Here is a 20,668-nt window from a genome sequence, read left to right on the forward strand (position 1 = left end):
GAGGATCACCCAATGCTGAAGTTCGTAGTCGCGGTTTGGGCGACTAAAGTCGCCACTACCAACGCAAAACAACGCTGAGGACCGCCCAATGCTGAAGTTCGTAGTCGCGGTTTTAACCGCGATCCCCTTTTTATCAACACCCTCTAAGAGGACTGCACAACGTCAGCTCACTCACAGATAACTGCTCGATCGCGGATCGGGGGCAAAGGCTAACCAGAGGGGAAATTGCAGCAACGCAAGGCTGATCACTTCCTCAGTTTCGTCAATCAGGATCAGGGGTAAATCCCCATTTTTTTGAATCCGTTCCGCCTTGATCGCGAGGGATTCCGGTGACTCAAACAGCCCAATCCCCGCGTTCGGCCCAAAATCCGTCCGGGCAATCCCCAGACAATCTTGTAAGCCCCGTCGCCAGTCCCCCAACCGTTCAGGCGTATTGGCCAGAACCAGCGTGCGCAGACGATCGCCATACAGCCGATGCAAGATAGAAATCACTGCCGCCGCCACCAGGACATTTTGCAAACGACTGCCGAGCGATCGCAGTGCCCCCCGCCCCCCCTGGGTAAAAAACCAATCCGAGACGCGATCGGCATGAATCGGCTCAAAGGTGCGGCGCAACTGCCAAGGCGGACCGTAGTAGTCCGGTTGGCTGCGATATTGATCCAGCAGGCGGCGAATGCGTTTTACCTGCTCCTGGAACGTTTGTTCCGCAAATTGGGGATTCGCGGGAGGCGGGGACGAAACCGCTTCCTGGGCCACAGGAGCTACCTCCGGCGCACTGGGAACCAACTCCAACTGTTCCGCCGCCGTGACCAAATCCTGCAAACTCCCCACCAGGTAATCCTTAAAGCCCTGCACCCGAATCGCCAAATCCTGGGACGTACCCGCAAAGGTGGTGCGCATCTCCGCCCGAATCCGCTCCTGCCGCCGTTCCAATTGCTCTACGGCCAATTGTAGGGTTTGCCGCCGTTGTTCGAGATCATGAAGGCTCTCCCGCATCAAGCGTTTCACCGCTGTCTGGGCCTCCGCCAGTTGTTCCTGTACCGTTTGGGTATAGGTGACCTGGAGATCCGCGATCGCTTGCTTCAGGGTGATTTCCTGCGCCCGTAAGTCGGCCACCCGTTGGGCCAGATCGGCTACGGCATCTGATACGGGGTCATGGGCTACGGGGGCATGAACTGCCGTAGCACTACCCACAGTATCCGTGGCCCGCTCAGGCTCAGATTGGCGATCGGTATCCGTCGCCGGCCACGGCGGGGTCATCTCGGGCGAAATCCCTGGGCTAGGTGAGAGCGCTGACGCAGCCGTAGTGTCTCCTGGCGTCGCCTTGACCTGGGGGATATCTAGTTTGGGGGTGTCCGGTTGGGGTTCAACATTGGGGTGCGACGGACGGGATACTTCTTCGTTCATAGGGCTGATTTCACAGGGCAACGCTGCGAGAGGCAGGTCTGCAATAGTTTAGGATCAAACAGGATCGGCAGGAAGTGAATGCTGTTGACTTCCCGGAAGTAGAACAAAATCGGCAGGGGTGGCCAAAAAATCTCCCAGTGTTGCCAATCCTGGTAGGGAAAGTTGCGAATCCGTTGTTCCCCGCGATAAATATCCAGGGCTGTCGGTGTAAATTGCAGGCGCAGGGTGGCAGCTTGAATCGTCAAAAAGATGCCAAACAGGGCGATCGCGATGCTCACGATCGGCTGCACGAGAAGCAGCGGCATGGCCAGGAGAACCAGGGCGATCGGCAGGGCAAAGCTAGGGGTCAGGGTGACCGTCGCGATCGCACTGTCCGAGGACCACGTTGGGGAAGAACCAGTCATGGGTGATAAGACGAGATTCCGTAACGGCGTTGATTTCTAATTCCATTGTAAGGGGGATGATGATGGGCATTAGCGTCAGAAATTGCGCAGCACGGCACTCCCTAATCCTTGGAACATCAGCCACGAGAGAAAGAAATTCGTGATAAAAATAGCCAGGAGCGCCGTCACCACTGCCGTTGTGGTGGATTGGCCGACCCCCTTCGCTCCGCCGGTCGTCGTCAGGCCCCAACTGGCCCCTACCACGGCAATAATGGCCCCAAAAATCACGGCCTTAATGATCGCACTGCACACATCCCAAGTCCCCAAAAAGCTCTGGGCCGATTCCAAAAAGTTGCGCATGGGCAGTTGGTAGAGATTCACGGCCACAAAGACACCGCCCGCCATCCCCGCCACAAAGGAAATAGCGGTGAGAATGGGCAGCATGATGCAGCAGGCCAAGAGTCGCGGGATCACCAGGTAGTCGATCGGGTCGGTTTTGAGCATATACAGGGCATCGATTTGCTCCGTCACCTGCATGGCCCCAATTTCCGCCGCAAAGGCTGACCCCACCCGCCCCGCCAGGATCACCGCTGTAATCACCGGGGTGAGTTCCCGCAGAAGTGCCAACGCCAATACGCCCCCGGCGGCATCCCCCACGCCAAAAGTGATGAACTCGCGGGCCACTTGGATGGTGAAGACCATCCCGATCGTCACCGCCGTCAGGAGGGCCACCAGCAAGGACTGGGGTCCCACGCTTGACAACTGCTCCATAAGGTTCCGGATATGGATGCGGCCCTGAAGGAGGTGCAGCAAAGCTTGCCCACCGATCATCAGCGCGACCCCAAAACGCTGACTCCAACGGCCTAGATCCTGAAGGGGAGATTGCTTGGACAAGGGAAAGCGTACCCAATCACAGCTTTGAGCCTGATTGTAACCAACCTTGATCACGCCTGGACAATCGGAAGGCTAAGACCTGCCATTTCTTCAAGCGTTCTGAAAACTGCTATACGATCGAGCGTAAGGCCCTAGCAAACACCATACCTTGGCCCATAACCACCAACACAGGACAGCGGGGGACGCAAGCAAACACCATGACTGAAGCGGCTAGTCTAGAAACTGCCCGCACCCACTACCGCGAGGGGAAAACCTATGTGGAACAGGGTGCCTATCGACAGGCGATCGCCCAACTGCAAGCAGCAGCAACCCTCACCCCTGTCCAATCCCCCCTGGGGGGCGAGGTTCGTCTCTGGCTGGCGATCGCCTATGAAGCCAACCAACAACAACCCCTGGCGATCGATCTATGTCGGCAGTTGAGCCAACACCCCAACGTTGCTGTACGGAAACAGGGTAAGCGACTGCTCTACATCCTGGAAGCGCCTGCCTTATCCCGGCATCCTGAATGGTGCAGCCAGATTCCGGATCTATCCCGGTTATCGGAGAATCCGGTGAGGGGCGAATGGGGAGCCAATACGCCTAAACCCCGCTCGTCTCCCGTTCGCCCGCCGACTCCGCCTGTAGACCCAGGGTCAGTTGAAACAAAAGATAACCAGTTTGTCTGGGTGGCCCTGGGAGCCGCTACCCTAATCCTAGGTGTGCTTCTGTGGTTGCATTAAGCAGTCTATCGGCACGTCGATCGCAACTGGGGTAATGGTTGGGTGCCTATTGTCCCGGTAATTCTCACGGCTTGCACGGCTCTCGCGGCAATTCGGCCATTCTCTATATTTTGTCCTCATTCCCCCACTGGTCTGGGATGGAGTTAGCGCTACTCTATGCATCCGGATGACCCCTCCCTATTGCTCAGGCCGATCGCGCCTCGCCTGCGATCGCTCCTCCCCCCAGAACTCTACATTGCGGCCTGGATGGATCAGTCCCCAGAGGTTGTCATGCAGGTATTTGAGCATCTGCGAGCGCTGCAATGGATTTTGCATGACTATGTACCCCGGCAAGTGGCGCAATCACCGCCGCTGCCGGGACAATTGCGTTGGGAGTGGCAGGAAGGTACCCTCCTGTTTACTGACCTGGCCGGATTTACGCCCCTGATGGAGGCCAATGCCCGCTGTGGGCAGGTTGGGATCAAGGCGATGTTGACCCAACTGAATACCTACTTCACGGCAATGATCGAGATCCTGAGTAAGTCTGGCGGGAATCTGCTCGAATTTACGGGGGATGCCATGCTGGCCCAATTTCCGGCGGACTCCCAGCATCAAGATATCAAGCGGGCGATCCGGGCAGGGCTACGAATGCAGCGGGCAATGGCGCAATTCACTGATTTGCCGATCGCGGGGGGCGTGTATACCCTCCAGATGCGCGTAGGGATTCATCGGGGGCGTTTTCTTCGGGCTGATATTGGGACACCCCTCCGCATGGAACACGTTCTGTTGGGGCGATCGGTACAACTGGCAAAAGGTTGTGAAGGCAATGGGCAGGTGGGGCGTGTCTGCCTATCCGCAGCGACGGCCCAGCAGGTGGAGGGCCTGTTCCGCTTTGACTCCTGGCGTCCGGGCTACTGCCTGGTGCGAGATGATCTCAGCCCGGAGCAATTGGGCGAATACGATATGGTCCCCTCCCGCCGGCGGGCAGCGAGTAACATTTTGTTCGATCGCAGTCCCGCCGCGATCGTCAGCGCCATCACCGAAACCCTGGATCAACTGGAACCCCTGGCCTGTTACCTACCATCGACCCTGCTAACCCACGTGGTGGAGCACACAGCCAATCGCCAACTGCCCCCCCAATTCACCACGCCCACCGTGGCCTTTGTCAGTATTCGCGGGCTGTCGGAGCAAGCGGATCTGACCACGCCTGAAAGCCTGCCTCTCCTGATCCAGTCTTTTTCGCGCCTGTTCGCCCTGATCAACGCTGCCGCCGAAAGTCAGGGGGGCATCCTCAAGAAAATTACCTACCACCTAGCGGGTTCGGACATGATGATCTACTTCGGCATCCCCCACTACTACAGTGATAATTCCCAGCGGGCGGCTACGGCGATGCTGACTATCCGCACCCTGATCCAAAACACCTTGACACCGCTCCCGGCCAACCCAACCCCCGCCCTCACCTGCCAGATTGGCATTGCGCAAGGTCCTGTCTTTGCCGCAGAAATTGGTGAACCCAGGGGTCGCCGCGAGTTTAATGTCCTAGGGGATGCCGTGAACACGGCGGCGCGTTTGATGGGACGGGCCAGTCCGAACCAGATTTTGCTAACGGAGTCGGTCTATCATGCCGTGGCCGATCGCTTTGCCACCACCCCCTTGGGCAAACTGGCCCTGAAGGGTAAGTCCCAACCCCTAGAGGTATTTGAACTCAACCCGCTCCCGGACTAGGCTGCCGGACCAGGGGAGATTTAGCGTACACTGAAAACACTTCCCCCACTGGTTGGATCGTTCATCGCCCGCAGTTGTCGCGAAGCGTCAGACGATTGAACGTCATTTTTGTCACAATAGTGGGCGAATCGTGGGCGATCGTAGGTAAGCATGGGCGTAGGAGGGCCAAAAGGCCCAGGTTACGGGCGTGCCTAGGCCAGTTCTCCTCGTTTCCTGCCTACTGGTGGCCTTGCAACGCGGAAATGCTCCATGTCAATCTCTGAGGTTCCCTGTCTAAGTATTGCGATCGCCCCCTTGCAAAACTTGGGGGGGGGACATTTCGCTATTTGGGTGATGCAGGCTCCCTATCCCGGTGGCTATGTCCATCAGGATCGGGCCTGGACCGACGCCCTAAACCAAATCTGGCAGGCTTGGCAGGAGATGTTTTCTCTACAACGCCTGGATCACCCCAGTGCAGACCCGTTACCGAGTGCAACCCCCTTGCCCTTAGCCGCAGGCGAGTGGCCCTTGGCTCCCCAAGCCGGGAGTTATAGCGGACGCTTGATGCAACATTTGGGGACGGCCCTCTGGCAGTGGTTGTTTGATGGCGTGGTCCAACAGAGTCTTAGCCAAAGTCAGGGGATTGCGATCGGGCAAGGGAAACCCCTACGCCTGCGCTTAGAGATCCGTGATCCGGAACTGATTGCCCTCCCCTGGGAGATTATGCAGGCGGAAATCGGTAAACAGGCGATCTCGCTCAACCAGCAGGTGCTCTTCAGCCGCACGACCACCGATGTTGACCCCCTGGTCACCCCTACCCACCGATCGCTCTTGCGAATCCTGTTGGTGTTGGGGCAACCGGAGGCGGGCGATCGTTCTGCCCTGGCGCTGGAAGAGGAAGCGGCCAGCATCCGTAAGGTTTTGACGCTGGCGGGTACGGAGGCGATCAATAACTCCGAAGTCATGCCTGCCCCCTGCCGGGTGGATGTACTGCTCCAGCCCACCCCAGCGGCCCTCATTAGCCAGTTGGAAACCGGGTCCTATAACGTCTTTTTCTATGCGGGGCATGGAGTTCCCGGCCCTGATGGGGGGGTATTGTTCCTCGGTTCAGATACCCTCAGTGGGACGGAATTGGCCCAGGTGCTCACCCGCTGTCAAGTCAGTTTGGCGGTGTTTAATGCCTGCTGGGGTGCCCTACCCGATCGCCTGAAGCCGGAGTTAGCCGCAGCGGGGGTGTTGGGGGACTTGCCCATAACTACAGCCGCAACGCCAACCGGGGAGATTGTCTCCCCCCTGCGCCAGGGACCCCCTGCCTTTGCCCGGAGCAGCTTGGCTGAGGTCTTGATCCATCATGGGGTGCCCGCCGTACTGGCCATGCGGGACTCGATCGCCGATCCAGAGGCCCTGAGCTTTATCCGCGCCTTTGCCCAAGCCCTGGCCGAACGCTTGCCGATCGATGCTGCCGTGGCCGTGGCCCGCCAACACCTCCTCACCCTCTATAAATTTAATCAGCCCGCCTGGACCCTGCCCGTCCTTTACCTGCATCCGGAGTTTGACGGTTGCCTCCTGGGGCCGCCCGATGAGGGGGTGACGGAATTACCAGGGGATGTTCCCGTCCATGCCTGCCTGCGATCGCTGGAAGCCCAACCCCGGGTCTGGTCGATCGGCACCGGGCGGATTCGGGTGGGGCGGGCTGAGGGTAAGGGCAATGATCTGATCATCCCGGAACAGTGGGTTTCCCAAAACCATGCGGAGATCTTTTGTCGTCATACCGGGGTGGGGGAGGCGGCCAAGCCAGATTATTTCCTGCGGGACTTCTCCCGCTATGGCACCTATGTTTTGACCGCAGGCGACTGGCAACGGGTCCACAACCAGGAGGTCCATCTCCAGTCCGGTGTCCAGATTAAGTTCGGCAGTTCCCAGGGGCAAGCCCTAGAATTCATTATTGAACGTCCCGATCTGGCCTGAACGATGCCCGCCTTCCCCCTAGTGATAGGACTGCCTCGCCGCCGTGGCTAACCTCCCCCCCACTGATCTGAAACGTGCGGTCCTCGCTTGGTTAGAACCCCAGATCTCGGCTAAGCGCCTCCGTCATATTTTGGCGGTCGAGCAACTGGCGATCGCCCTGGCTCGTCAGCACCAGGTTGACCCACAGCAGGCCGCCCAAGCCGCGCTCCTGCACGATCTCGCCAAACACTTCACCCCCTCCCAACTGCTGACAATGGCTCAAGTGGCGGGGATTTCCCTCGATGACACGCTGGTGGGTGCACCCCAGCTATTACACGCGGAGGTAGGGGCGATCGTGGCTAGGGATGAATTTGGCATCACCGATCCCGCCATCCTCAACGCCATTCGTCACCATACCCTGGGGGCACCCGAAATGCCCCCGCTAAGTTGTGTGGTCTTCCTGGCCGATAGTCTGGAACCGGGTCGGGGTGACACACCGGAACTCGCTAGCCTGCGGGATCTGAGCCAACGCAACCTCTACTTGGCGATCGCCCAAACCAGTGCCTATGTCATCCAACGGTTACTGACAACACGACGACTGATCCATCCCCGCACGATTTTGACCCGCAATTGGGCACTACAGGCGGCCAGCCCCCAGCTTTGAGGCTGGATTGATGACGACAAGCCTTGCCAGTCAGAAGCTTCTGTCCCTTGTCGGTACTTCGCTAGCCAGGGGCGTCCTGTCATTGAATACCGCCGTTCAGAGATCCCCAAAAACCAGATGCAGTAGATACTCCTGCGGAGGCGCTACGCGAGCGAAAAACAGTTGTGAGACAGGTCGGATGCCGACCCCTAAAACAGCCGAAACGGTTATTCCACGTTCAATTCCTCATCTACTGAGGTTCATGATCATGTTTTCCCAGTGACACCCAAGCAAGGTTAATAGCAAGTTAAGCCAAACCAATAAGTTGAACAAATTTCAATAATAATGTTACCATCTAAGATGTACTAAAAAATATCGTCAAGCTTGCTGTTTTTCCCTAGAAGCTTGTCTTTGATAAGCAGACCGCAAACAACAGTTAGATTACGTTAAGAATTGCAATTCTCTAAAGGATCACTCGATTCATGGGAATGGGGAAAGTTTAACCGCCTCCACTGGCGATATTATTTTGGTTATCAGCGTGAGACTTTTGTGTTTCGCGGCACCCTAAAGAAAATATGAAGTTTGTGGCACTGGTCCTCGCTTTTTAGACCTGACTTTTTTAGAATTGCGAGGGAGTCTACTTAAGTAGAAGGGAGCCAAATTCATAGTCGAAAATGGCCCACTTCTATGCAGTGATAAAAATGACTCTAGGTATTACAGCCGTTTCCTCTCTAATGAAGTACGGTCAAGCCTTGTAAACAAGGGACTTAAGCCCCTTCTCTGTACTCATCAAGTATGAAAGTGCTGTATAGAAGACCAACGAAAGCTTGCCTTTGACGTAACCTTTTTGAAGTGACTACAGTTATGACAACGACCTCCATTCCCCAAACGCTATCGGGGGGTAACACGCAACCCCTCACGACGGAAGAACTGCACAAAATCAATGCCTATTGGCGGGCTTGTAATTATCTGACCCTAGGCATGATCTATCTCCGCGATAACCCCCTGCTCCGGGAACCCCTCAAGGCCGAACACGTCAAATATCGTCTCCTGGGCCACTGGGGGTCCAGCCCCGGTCTGAGCTTTATCTATGTCCATCTGAACCGGATCATCAAGCAGTACCAGCAAAGTATCGTGTACGTGGCGGGTCCCGGACATGGTGCCCCCGGTATCCTAGCTCCGGTTTACTTGGAGGGGTCCTACTCCGAGGTCTACCCCGATAAGAGTGAAGACCTAGAGGGGATGTTTAAGTTCTTCAAGCAGTTTTCCTTCCCTGGGGGGATTGGTAGCCACTGTACCCCGGAAACCCCTGGCTCAATCCACGAGGGCGGCGAACTGGGCTATAGCCTCTCCCATGCCTATGGCATTGCCCTGGATAATCCCGATACGATCGTGGCTGCTGTGGTGGGGGATGGGGAAGCGGAAACCGGTCCCCTGGCAACGGCATGGCACTCCAATAAGTTCATCAACCCGGCCCGGGATGGGGCGGTGCTGCCGATCCTGCACTTGAATGGCTACAAGATCGCTAACCCTACTATCCTGGCACGCATCAGCCACGAGGAATTGGAGTGTCTCTTTAAGGGCTATGGCTACAAGCCCTACTTTGTCGAAGGCGCCGATCCGGCCTTTATGCACCAGGCAATGGCGGCCACCCTCGACACGGTGATTGCGGAGATTAAGCAAATTCAGCAGGAGGCCCGCAGGGGTGGCCCCGTGGTACGCCCCAAGTGGCCCATGATTGTACTGCGATCGCCCAAGGGGTGGACGGCTCCAGCCGAGATTGATGGTCGCAAGGTCGAAGGCTTCTGGCGATCGCACCAGGTGCCGATGGCCGATATGCACACCAATCCGGCCCATTTGAAGCTTTTGGAAGAGTGGCTACGCAGCTATAAGCCCGAAGAACTTTTTGACGAGAATGGCAGCCTGATTCCCGAACTGAAGGAACTGGCCCCCACGGGCAACCTGCGGATGGGATCGAATCCGATTACCAATGGCGGTGTCCTCCGCAAAGAACTCAAGATGCCCGACTTCCGGAACTATGCGGTAACCGTTGAGAAACCGGGCACGAGCGAAGCGGAAAATACCCGCCCCCTAGGGGCATTTCTCCGGGATGTTATGCGCAATAATCCGCACAATTTCCGGCTGTTTGGCCCCGATGAAACGGCATCGAATCGTCTGAATGCGGTCTATGAAGTCAGTAAAAAAACCTGGCTGGCGGATTTCCTGCCGGAGGATGATGATGGCAGTGAACTGGCCATCGATGGCCGGGTCATGGAAATGCTGAGTGAGCATACCCTAGTGGGTTGGCTGGAGGGGTATTTACTCTCGGGACGGCATGGCTTTTTCCACACCTATGAAGCCTTTGCCCATGTGATTGATTCCATGTTTAACCAACACGCCAAGTGGTTAGATATTTGCCGCAATGAAGTTCCCTGGCGGGCACCGGTTTCATCTTGGAATATTCTGCTGTCTTCGACGGTGTGGCGGCAGGATCACAATGGCTTCTCCCACCAAGATCCGGGCTTTGTGGATTTGGTGACGAACAAGAGTCCCGATGTGGTGCGCATTTATTTCCCACCCGATGCGAACTGTCTGCTTTCGGTGGCGGATCACTGCCTGCGCAGTACCAACTACACCAATGTGATCGTGGCGGATAAGCAGAAGCATTTGCAGTATTTGAGCATGGATGAGGCGATCAAACACTGCACCAAGGGCATTGGCATTTGGGATTGGGCCTGTAATGATGATTGTGGAACGGAACCGGATGAACCAGATGTCGTGATGGCTTGCTGTGGCGATATCCCCACCAAAGAGGCCCTCGCCGCTACCGCGATTTTACGGCAGGAATTCCCCTATTTGAAGGTGCGGTTTATCAATGTGGTCGATCTGCTCACGTTGATGTCTGCTTCCGAGCATCCCCACGGGTTATCGGAACGGGAGTTTGATACCCTCTTTACCCCCGATAAACCAGTCATCTTCAATTTCCACGGCTATCCCTAGTTGATTCATAAGTTGACCTACCGTCGCACGAATCAGGATCGCATCCACGTGCGGGGCTATAAGGAAAAGGGCAATATCAACACACCGCTGGAATTGGCGATCAATAACGAGATCGATCGCTTTAAGTTGGTGATTGATGTCATCGATCGCGTCCCCAGTCTAGGTTCCCGGGGTGCCCACGTGCGCGAACGGATGAAGAATGCGATCATCGACAACCGCAACTATGCCCACGAGCATGGGATCGACGCGGATGAGATCAACAACTGGAAGTGGCCTGGTTAAGTTGATTGCCACACCGAGTTTGTGGAGAAAAAGGGGGGGCGGTACCGCCCCCTAGCGGGTTTACGTCAGCCTCCCATCCCCAGTTGGCTGATGACAGCAATCGTCTATTGCCAATTGCCAACCAGGATAAAGGGTGCCCAGAAGAAAGGATTTTGAAAGTCTGGATCTTGCTTGAGGGCAAGTTGGGCATTGCGGAGTGCTCTGGCCTTGGTCATGCCCGGTTTGGTCAGTTCTTGATAGAAATACGCCATAAATTCCGCCGTCGAGACATCATTGACTTGCCACAGGGTTGCCAAGGTACTGCGGGCACCCGATCGCACCGCCACGCCTGCTAGCCCCAGCGCCGCCCGATCGTCGCCCCGTGCCGTTTCACAGGCACTCAGCACCAATAACTCCAGGGGGTTCTTTTTCCCCTGGGTACGGGAGCGGAGCAACTGGTCCAACTGCTTTACACTAATGCGATCGTCCCAGGTCAAGATAAACGTGTCCTCCGCTTGGGAGCTAAACTGGCCGTGGGTGGCCAAATGCACGATCGGGAACGCTTGTTGGGTGATCTGGGTCTGAAGGTTATCGCGGGTAAACGTTTGATTAAATAGGACCGCCGCAGGAACCGTCGCCTTAATTTGAACGATTTCACCTTCTACGGCGGGTAGGGGGGAAAAGCCCTGGCGGCCTTCTGCTAACCCCCCCATGAGCGTCCGCACGGGAATCTGGCCAAGGGGTTGACTGGCCAGGAGTTGCAGCCCCGGTGTCAGAGCGAGATTATATTGCTCCATGAGGAACTGCTGACCATCGTTTAAGACCGCCATCGGCACATTGCGCAGATAGCCATCCAGGACAAACACCAGGGTTTGGATCTGGTGCTGGGCCAAACTCGCGGCAGCCGGTCGGATGAGCAGGTCGTAGAGCCATTGGGAACTGGCTAAATATTCATCCGGGAAAGCACCGGGTTGCAAGGCAAGGCGCAGATCCCGCAGGGTTGCCTCTAGGTCCGATCGCTCGATCGCGGTCGAATAGTGCAGCAGAGGTTGGTTGGGAATAGAGACAATCACAGTGAGGCGATCGGGCAAGAGGATGGGGTAGACCACGGCAGCCGTGCGGTCCAATTCGTCGATCAACTGGGGTTTGGTTTCGGCACACGCATCCTGGAAAAAGTTGTCCAGTTCCGCGACTTGCAGGGATTCAATCACCTGCCGTGCCCGTTGCAGGTCCGCTTGCGTCGGGTTTGCGCCCCCCACCAGTAGCCCCACAAACTCGCGATAGATGGGTTCCACCTGCTCCCGGAAGGAGAATTGCACCTCCGGATTCACGGCCACCAGATCCCCCCGCAAACTGGCGAGGATTTGGATCGCTTGCCCATAGGCAACGATCGCGGCCTCCCGTTCACCTTGGGCTGCTTGTAACCGCCCCAATTGCCAAAACAGCGGATAGGCCACCTCTGGAGCTTGGAAGGGGGGCACGAGGGCAAGGGCACGCTGGGTGAGGGCGATCGCACCAGTTGGCTGGCCCTGTAATTCAGCTAACCGGCCCCAACTGCCGAGGGCCTGGGCCTGGAGGCGATCGTGACCGAGGGCTGTGGCCTGCTGGACCGTAGTTCTAATCAGGGTCTCCACATCAGCCATAGCAATCCCTGGGATGGGTGTTCCGGTGGTCGGGAGGAGCCGTAACAAACTCTCGGCCAAATTTAGCCGGATCTCCAGGCCCGTGCGGCTCATCGGTAACGTGCTTAAATCCGGTTGCAGTGCCTGCCAAAGCGCGATCGCTGCGGTTTCCTCCCCAGTCGCTACCAAAAAGCTCAGGTGGTTGGCTTGGGCTTGTAGGCTCAAGAGCGGTTGCGGGGCCTGGGCCGCTTGTTGGTAAGCAGCGATCGCTGCTTGCTTGGCGCGATCGCGTTGGGTAGTCGTCAGGGTCGGCTGGACAGCCTGTGCCCGCCAGACATTGCCTTGCTGCAACCTCACCATTGCAGTGGTTTCGGTCAAGCCTAGGGATTGGGATTGGTCAAGGGCAATTTCCAGCAGTTCAGCGGCCTGATCCAAGTGCCCCAAAACCCGTAGGACATTGGCCAAGAGGGCCATTGCCTGTACCCGTTCCGGTGTAGCAGCGGCAGTGACTAGGGTTTGCCGAGTCGCATCGGTCAGATCACAGGGGGTATCCTCTAGTTCTAAACTCCGCAGCAAGGTTTGGCAGGCGCGGGGATATAACCCTAGGGCTTGCAGCGTGCTGACCTGATGCAACTGGTTTTGTTGCCCTAGGGCGGTCTGCGCTTGCTGTGCGTAAATCGTTGCGGCTTGGGTCCAGCTATCTAGGGCCGCTTGGGGTTGGCCCCGTTCCGTGTATTGTTGGCCTTGAACATCCCAAAGTTGGGCCTGGATGCGTTGCTGCTCTGGGGTTTTCGGTTGGGTTGCCACAAGGCTCATGGCTTGCTGCAATGCCTGTTCGGCGGCGGCTCCCTGGCCAAGGCTGAGGTGTATTGCCGCTAAATTACCGAGGGCCATCGCCTGGTTGAGGCTATCCCCTTGGGCGGCAAATTGGGCCACGGCACTGGTGAGCAGGGTGATCGCGGTGTCTGCCTCTCCCTGTTGCGATCGCGCTTGGGCCTGCTGGATTAGGCTAAAGGGGGAGGCGTCCTGGGCGACGACTGGCTGAGCGTTAAAGCTGCGTAGCCCAAACACGAGCGTGGCCAACAGTGCGAGTAAACAGTAGCCAAGGCGACGTAACCAAATGGGATGGGGCATAGGGGCGGCTCCAGGCGCTTGAGATTAGGAAGTTAAAAGGCAACCGTCTTGTGGGATGGGCATCCTGCCCGTAAGTAGATCCTGTGGGATGGGCATCCTAACTATCAGTGGGTATCAGGTTTTGGGCTTGGGGCCTGAGGCAGGCGAGATGCCTACCCCACAAGAGTAAGGAGTAAACGGTTAGCCGCCGATCAACGGCTAGGCGGACATGCGGCGGTTTGGGGGGCAGCCCGATGGGCTTGGGGTGCGGCGACAAGATCAGGAATATTAATATCCCCCCGACTGGCCGTCAGCAGGATTTCCCCCCGCTCTGTCACCACCCACCCCTGCGCCGGCACGATCGGTGGACGCTCTGCCCTGGGTGCCTTCGTGCCTGGATGCCTTGGTGCTACCTGAGCCTCCCGACTCCCCACTTGCGGTGCCACTGGCTCAATCCACCCCGTTGGGGCGACCCCCTGGGCTAAAGGTTCCTGGGGGGTTGGGGGCAATCCACCCCGGCCCGTGATCACGAATTCGCTTTGTTGACCCTGGACACAGGCATTCGCTGCAATCAAGGCCGCCGGATCGACCACATTTTCCGGTAACTCCACTAACCCCTGGCTGGGGTCAATATCCGGGGTTTGGATCTCGACAATGCCACTGAAGGCAGGTCCCAACTCCGACGTGGCGGTAATATCACTCTCTGGTGTCGCTTGCAGTCTAAACTCAGTGCCGAAAATCCCCTGGGCATTGATGATCACCCGGCCCCCGAAGCTTTCCTGGGCATTGGCAGTAATGTCGCTGTTCTCCAAGGCGGCGAGAACCCCGGTATCGATCGCGATATTGCCCCCCGTCGCCGTCCCGATCGCATTGGTCGTGATATTACTATTGCGACGCAGTTGGATGTCCTTCGCTTGGAGCGTGATATTGCCCTGGTCACCGGCACTGGTTTCGGCCCGGAGGCTGGCATCGCGGTTCAGCCGAATTGAGTCCGCCGTGATCTGCAAGTCCCCGGCACTGCTAAACCCAGAATTATCACTCACGGAAATCTGGGCACCGTTTTCGACCTGGAGCGTCCCGGTTCTCGCCGTTAGGCTACCGGCTGTGCCAAAGCCCGTACTTTCCACCGTCGCAAACAGGCCGCTGGGAAAACCATCGGGAGACGCGCCAGCAATCCGGATGCTGTCCTTGGCCTCAACATCGACATTGCCCGCATCCCCAAAGCCAAACGTCACGGCGAGGATTTGACCGCCACTGTTTAGGGTCAGACGGTTGGTTTCAACGCTGAGGTTACCGGCATCACCGAGGGCTTCTTCCTGAACGGAGGCCGTAATGAGTGACCCGTCGGCAAGGTCGATCGTCTGCTCCGCGACCACCGCCAGATTGCCCCCACTGCCCTCGCCAAAGGTATCGACCCCAATCTGGGCACCCCCGGTTAACCGCAGGCGATCGCCCACCACAGCCAGGTTCCCACCTTCCCCCGTGGCTCCGGATTCGACCCGTGCATAGAGGGCGCTGGGGATGGTCCCGGTTGTGTTTGTTCCTGTGAGTTCCACGGTATCTGCTGCCACCAGCAGGTTCCCCGCATTCCCCTCCCCCTTGGTGCTGGCCGAAATCTGGGCACCGTCACGCACTTGCAATAGGGGGGTGACGATCGTCAAATCGCCCCCTTCTCCCGTGGCCCCGGTATCCACCTGCGCTGTCACTAAACTAGAGGTGCCATCGGGAGCCTCGCCAGTGACCCGCATGGCTTCCGTGGCCTCAATCGTGAGACTCCCCGCATTCCCTGCCCCCACGGTACTCACCGAAATCCGGGCACCTTCGGTGATGCTTAGCAACCGGGTTTCGATCGCCAGGTTTCCCCCATTGCCGATCGCCCCTGCCTCCACTGTGGCAAATAGACCACTGGGGGTATTGCCATCGCCCGTTTCCCCCTCAAGTTCGATGCGATCGGCCATAATCACCAGATTGCCAGCATCCCCGGCCCCAAAGGTGGCCACACTCACCTGCCCCCCGTCCCGCGCCCGCAGGCGATCGGCTTCGATCAACAGGTTGCCCCCGGCCCCCGTGGCCTCCCCTTCGATCTGGGCATAGAGACCGCTAGAGGTGCGAAAGTCCGCCGAGGTGCCTTGCAGATCAATCTCGCCCGCTTCGACAATTAAGTTCCCAGCATCCCCGGCCCCGAAGGTCCCGGCGGAAATCTGGGCACCATCCCGCAGTTCGAGGTTTGGGGTGCGGATCAGGAGATCACCCCCTGTACCGGTAGCTTGCTCGCGTACTTCCGCTGTAATACGACTGGAAACGCCATCGGGAACTTGGCCCTGGAGGACGATCGCTTCACTGGCCTCGATCAGCACTAACCCGGCATCCCCCTGGCCAAAGGTACTCGCGCCAATGCGTGCCCCATCCCGTACTTCTAAGCGTCCCGTTTGCAAGACTAAATTGCCGCCCGTCCCCGTCGCCTCGGCACTGACATCGGCGGTTACGAAGGTATCGGCCCCGGCCACTTCCAGATAATCGCTGACGATCGTCAAATTCCCGGCATCGCCAAAGCCAAAGGTATCAGCGGAAATCCGGCCCCCATCGCGTACAAACAGGCGGGGAGTTTGAATCAAGGTATCTCCCCCACTGCCAGTTGCGTTCGTATTCACCTGGGCACCGAGGAAACTAGTGTCGCCGGTAATCTCCACCGTATCCGTAGCAATCACCGTCAGAATTCCCGCATCCCCCCGGCCAAAGGTGCCAGCGGTAACCTCCGCACCATCGGCCACCAATAAGCGTCCGGTTTCAATTTGCAAGCTGCCCCCAGCCCCCGTCGCCTCGTCATCGACCTGGGCACGCAGGAGGCTAAAGTTCAGGTTCTCGCCGTCCACAATACGATCGCGCACCACCACCGCGTCGGCTGCCTGGATCAGGACACTGCCCGCATCCCCCTGACCAAAGGTGCTGGCTCCCACAACACCGCCCCCGGTAATTTCCAGCCGGTTGGTGACGATCGCCAAGTTGCCGCCGGTTCCCGTGGCCTCCGCGTTCACATCAGCGGTAATGAAGGTGCCAATGCCATCCACAAGGACGCGATCGCTGGCATTGATGACTAAATTCCCCGCATCCCCCAAGCCAAAGGTGTCCACCGAAATGCGGCCCCCGTCCTCCAGGAATAGCCGTTGGGTGGTCAGGATCGCATCGCCCCCCCTGCCGGTGGCTCCCGTATTCACCTGGGCACCCAGGAAACTGCCATTGCCACTAATGCGAATGCTGTCGGTGGCGGTGATGTCCATACTGCCCGCATCCCCCTGGCCAGCGGTGTTAGCGGCGATCGTCGCGCCATTGGTTAACCGCAGGCGATCGGTGGTGATCGTCAGAAGTCCGGCTTGGCCCTGCGCCTCGGCATTCACCTGGGCATAGAGACCACTAGGGTTATCTTGAATGTCAATATCTTGGGCCTGAATCGTGAGGTTACCGCCGTCCCCGGCTCCAAAGGTGCTGACCGAGATCTGGCCCCCCTGGCTGAGTTGTAACCGTTGGGTGGTGATTTCCAGGTTGCCGCCATTCCCGACGGCTCCCGGATCAACCTGGGCGTATAAACCACTGGCGGTGCCACCGGGGGTCGTGCCGGTAATGGCGATCGTGTCGGCGATCACTTGCAGATTGCCTGACTCGCCCTGGCCAAACGTGCCAACGGACATCAGCCCGCCATTGCGCAGGTTTAACTGCGGGGTCGTTAGGATTAAATCGCCGCCGCTCCCGGTGGCCTCGGCATTAACACTGGCGGAAAGGGCACTGGTTGAGCCATCCGTTGCCACCCCATCCAGGGTGACCGATCGCGTCGCCAGGATTGCCAAACTTCCCGCATCGCCATTACCAAAGGTATCAGCAAAAATCTGGGCACCGTCCAACAGGGTTAAGTCCCCCGTGGTGATGTCGAGACTGCCCCCCTGGCCCGTGGCCCCCGGTTGTACCGAGGCAAACAGCCCACTGGGGAAACCATCGGCATCTTCACCGATCGCCGTAATCCGGTCCGCCGTGACGATCAAACTCCCGGCCTCGCCCGCCCCAAAGGTATCGACATTGATCTGGGCACCGTCACTGAGGTGGAGTTCCTGGGCCGCGATCGTAATATCTCCCCCCTCGCCTGTGGCATCAGCTTCCACCTGGGCCGCAATATTGCCCCCGACCATCGTCAACCGTTCGGTCATCTGAAGGGTTAAGCTCCCCCCTGGCTCATCCCCCAAGGTATTGGCATCAATTTGCGAGTCCCCTAGCAGGGTCAGGTTGCGACTGTAAAGATTGAGGCTACCCCCCTCGCTAATCTCGATCACCGCCCCCCGTAAGAGTTGCATATCTTGAAACTGCTGCACGGTCTCCGGGGCGAGGGTCAGGGTATCTTCCGTAAACCGGAGGCCCATTTGTTCATTACCGGCCACGCTGGCAAGTTCAATCTGGGCATCGGGTGCCAAGAGTTTGCCGCGATCGAAGGTGAGATCGCCCCCCACGAGCGCCAGGGTTTGGCCCGGTTGGACCGCTAGGCCAGGATCTTGGGATTGGACTTGAATGGGGGCAGGATTGTCACGAAACCGTAGACCGATCGGGATGTTGATTTCTAACAGCGGTGGAGCTTGGGGATTGCTGGCGCTAAATTCAAAATTATCAAACACCACACTATGGGCGGTTGACCCCACAAACGACCCGGCCAGATCTAGGCGGGCGTTGGGACCAAAAACAATCCCATTCGGGTTAATTAAAAACAGGTTAGCGTTGCCCAAAACCCCCAGGGTACCCAGAATATTCGATCGATTCGCCCCGGTCACCCGACTGAGAATATTGGCAATCCCGTCTGGGTTGGCGAAATAGACCCCGCGATTGGCCCCGACATTAAATTCCTGAAAGCTGTGGAATAAATTACTGCCCCGACTAGCTCCCCCCTCAATGCGATCGCTGGGAATGCCCTTAATCACATCGGGACGCACGACTGAACTTTCTGGACCCAGGGTAGCATCAGGAATAAGCTGGGCCGAGCTGGGCCCCCCCAACAGGCACCAGAGACACGGAATGGTCAAAATAGCCAGGGTGGCAGGGCGCAGGGTCCAAAACATGGGCATACTCCACAGGCAGTTAATGGGCAAACGTTGATAAGCAAACGGGAAGGGTGTGTTGAGGGCTGAGGGAAGGGTGCCTTGGCCGGGGTCGAAACAGGGCGGCATCCAGGTATGGTTTGACGAGAGTCGCCGCCTGACATTTTCCTAAGGATACGCTGCGATCGCGGCTTAGGTGCAGGTGCATACGGTAAACGCTCTCCGGTGGCTCGTCAGTGTCAGTCAGCGTGAGTCAATGCTATAACTACGGGCAATGCTGGCAACGGTCAGGCTCCCTTCGCGCTTGTTATCTATATCTATAAGATCTATAAGGGCACTTCGATTAATCTAGGACGGGGGGAGTTCAACTGCCCCAACCGACGAGATAACGTTGCTTGGGAGCGCCGGAGTGGTATTTCCTGAGGTGCCCATAACTGGCTTGTTATCTATAAATTTGACCCCCTATTTGTCACCCGATCCCATGTCGCCAACCCTTGAGATTCTGCCCGATCGCGCTGCCCTGATTGCCCGTGCCCTTGACTTGATCCTGCCCCGTCTACAAACGGCGATCGCCGATCGCGGTCAAGCCACAATCGCCCTAGCGGGCGGAAGTACCCCCAAACCCCTTTACGAGCGCCTCGCGCACCAGTCTCTCCCCTGGGAGAAGTTGCATATTTTCTGGGGTGATGAACGCTATGTGCCCGCCGATCATCCCGATAGCAATGAAGGCATGGCCCGCCAAGCTTGGCTCGATCGCGTCCCCATCCCCGCTGCGAATATCCACCCCATGCCCACGGCTGCGGCTGATCCTGCCGTTGCTGCTGCAACCCACGATGCGGAACTCCGCGCTTTTTTCCAGGCTCCCCCTGGGGAATTCCCGGCCTTTGATGTGATTCTCTTGGGCATGGGGGATGATGCCCACACGGCTTCACTATTTCCCCGCACAGAAGCCTTGCAAGTGCGCGATCGGCTGATCACCGTGGGGAATAAGGACGGTCAACCCCGCCTGACGTTTACAGTTCCCCTGATTAACGCTGCCCGTTGCGTTCTCTTCCTGGTCACGGGCGCAAATAAACAACCAGCCCTAGCCCAAGTCTTTGCCCCAGAAGCCGACGCGAGCCAATATCCCTCCCGTTTGATTCGGCCTGTTGCGGGCGAGTTAATTTGGCTCCTGGATCAAGCAGCCGGTGCCCAATTAGCAAGCGACCCGACAAGATTTCCTGATGACTGAAACCCGTGCTGATTACGATAGTCCCTGGAAGGACATTCTGGAGACTTACTTTACCGATTTCATGGCCTTTTTCTTCCCGGCAGTTTATGCCGATATCGACTGGTCCAAGGGTTACGAATTCCTCGATAACGAACTCCAACAAATCGTCCGTGATGCCGAACTCGGTCGCCGCATTGCCGATAAACTCGTCAAGGTCTGGCGCAACAGTGGCAACGAAACCTGGGTCCTGATTCATCTGGAACTGCAAAATACAGATGAAGAGGCATTTGCTGAACGGATGTTTGTCTATAACTACCGCCTGCGCGATCGTTACAATCTTCCCGTGGCCAGTCTTGCTGTTCTCGGTGATGAAAATCCCCATTGGCGACCCAATTTTTTTAACAGTGAACTGTGGGGGTGTCGTAATGAGTTTCAATTCCCGATCGTCAAACTGCTAGACTATGGGCAGGACTGGGCAGCACTGGCGCAGTCAGCCAATCCCTTTGCGATCGTGGTGATGGCCCACCTCAAGGCTAAGGAGACCCGCAGGGATTTGACGAGCCGTAAGGCATGGAAGTTGACGATCGCTAAACAACTCTACCAGAAAGGATTCGATCGTACCGATGTCATCAATCTCCTGCGGTTTATTGACTGGGTAATCCAACTGCCCCAAGACTTGGAGAAAAGCTTCTGGCAAGAAATTTATACCTATCA

11 protein-coding genes and 1 pseudogene are annotated in these 20,668 nt (G+C 57.5%); 7 read left to right on the forward strand and 5 right to left on the reverse strand.

The window, feature by feature from the left end:
- Positions 1–171 precede the first annotated feature (171 nt).
- From ACWIUF_RS11065 to ACWIUF_RS11075, 3 genes are all read right to left on the reverse strand, one after another.
- Positions 172–1,407: a DUF3086 domain-containing protein gene (locus tag ACWIUF_RS11065; RefSeq protein ID WP_448572424.1), complete on the reverse strand. Its 1,236-nt coding sequence runs from the start codon at positions 1,405–1,407 to the stop codon at positions 172–174.
- A complete protein-coding gene (locus ACWIUF_RS11070) occupies positions 1,404–1,811 on the reverse strand; it encodes a DUF3119 family protein (RefSeq protein WP_448572425.1) in 408 nt (135 codons plus the stop codon). The genes ACWIUF_RS11065 and ACWIUF_RS11070 overlap by 4 nt, the downstream gene beginning before the upstream one ends.
- Positions 1,812–1,886: 75 nt before the next feature.
- The gene (locus ACWIUF_RS11075) at positions 1,887–2,684 is read right to left on the reverse strand and encodes an MlaE family lipid ABC transporter permease subunit (protein WP_448572426.1); all 798 of its coding nucleotides are present in this window, start codon (positions 2,682–2,684) and stop codon (positions 1,887–1,889) included.
- Between the two features lie 197 nt (positions 2,685–2,881).
- Here ACWIUF_RS11075 and ACWIUF_RS11080 point away from each other — a divergent pair, with 197 nt between their 5' ends.
- From ACWIUF_RS11080 to ACWIUF_RS11100, 5 genes and pseudogenes are all read left to right on the forward strand, one after another.
- The gene (locus tag ACWIUF_RS11080) at positions 2,882–3,403 is read left to right on the forward strand and encodes a hypothetical protein (protein WP_448572427.1); all 522 of its coding nucleotides are present in this window, start codon (positions 2,882–2,884) and stop codon (positions 3,401–3,403) included.
- A 156-nt stretch (positions 3,404–3,559) separates the two neighbouring features.
- Positions 3,560–5,107 (forward strand): adenylate/guanylate cyclase domain-containing protein, encoded by a 1,548-nt coding sequence (locus tag ACWIUF_RS11085; RefSeq protein ID WP_448572428.1) that lies wholly within the window; start codon positions 3,560–3,562, stop codon positions 5,105–5,107.
- A 249-nt stretch (positions 5,108–5,356) separates the two neighbouring features.
- Complete coding sequence (locus tag ACWIUF_RS11090) at positions 5,357–7,054, forward strand: CHAT domain-containing protein (RefSeq protein WP_448572429.1); 1,698 nt, start codon at positions 5,357–5,359, stop codon at positions 7,052–7,054.
- Positions 7,055–7,097: 43 nt separating this feature from the next.
- Positions 7,098–7,697, forward strand: a complete 600-nt coding sequence (gene yqeK, locus ACWIUF_RS11095; RefSeq protein WP_448572430.1) for a bis(5'-nucleosyl)-tetraphosphatase (symmetrical) YqeK — start codon at positions 7,098–7,100, stop codon at positions 7,695–7,697.
- Between the two features lie 843 nt (positions 7,698–8,540).
- Positions 8,541–10,958, forward strand: a pseudogene (locus tag ACWIUF_RS11100) (phosphoketolase family protein).
- A gap of 104 nt (positions 10,959–11,062) precedes the next feature.
- Here ACWIUF_RS11100 and ACWIUF_RS11105 read toward each other — a convergent pair.
- Positions 11,063–13,693, reverse strand: a complete 2,631-nt coding sequence (locus ACWIUF_RS11105) for a CHAT domain-containing protein (RefSeq protein WP_448572431.1) — start codon at positions 13,691–13,693, stop codon at positions 11,063–11,065.
- A gap of 191 nt (positions 13,694–13,884) precedes the next feature.
- Complete coding sequence (locus ACWIUF_RS11110) at positions 13,885–18,765, reverse strand: two-partner secretion domain-containing protein (protein WP_448572432.1); 4,881 nt, start codon at positions 18,763–18,765, stop codon at positions 13,885–13,887.
- A 460-nt stretch (positions 18,766–19,225) separates the two neighbouring features.
- On the opposite strand from ACWIUF_RS11110, the gene pgl reads away from it, so the two are divergent.
- Together pgl and ACWIUF_RS11120 are read left to right on the forward strand one after the other, a co-directional pair.
- Entirely contained in the window at positions 19,226–19,975 is a 750-nt protein-coding gene (gene pgl, locus ACWIUF_RS11115; protein ID WP_448572433.1) for a 6-phosphogluconolactonase, read from the forward strand.
- Positions 19,968–20,668: hypothetical protein (locus ACWIUF_RS11120; protein WP_448572434.1), on the forward strand; the 701-nt coding region annotated here is incomplete at its 3' end. The genes pgl and ACWIUF_RS11120, both read left to right, overlap by 8 nt.

The sequence above is a fragment of the Trichothermofontia sp. genome, assembly GCF_053493415.1.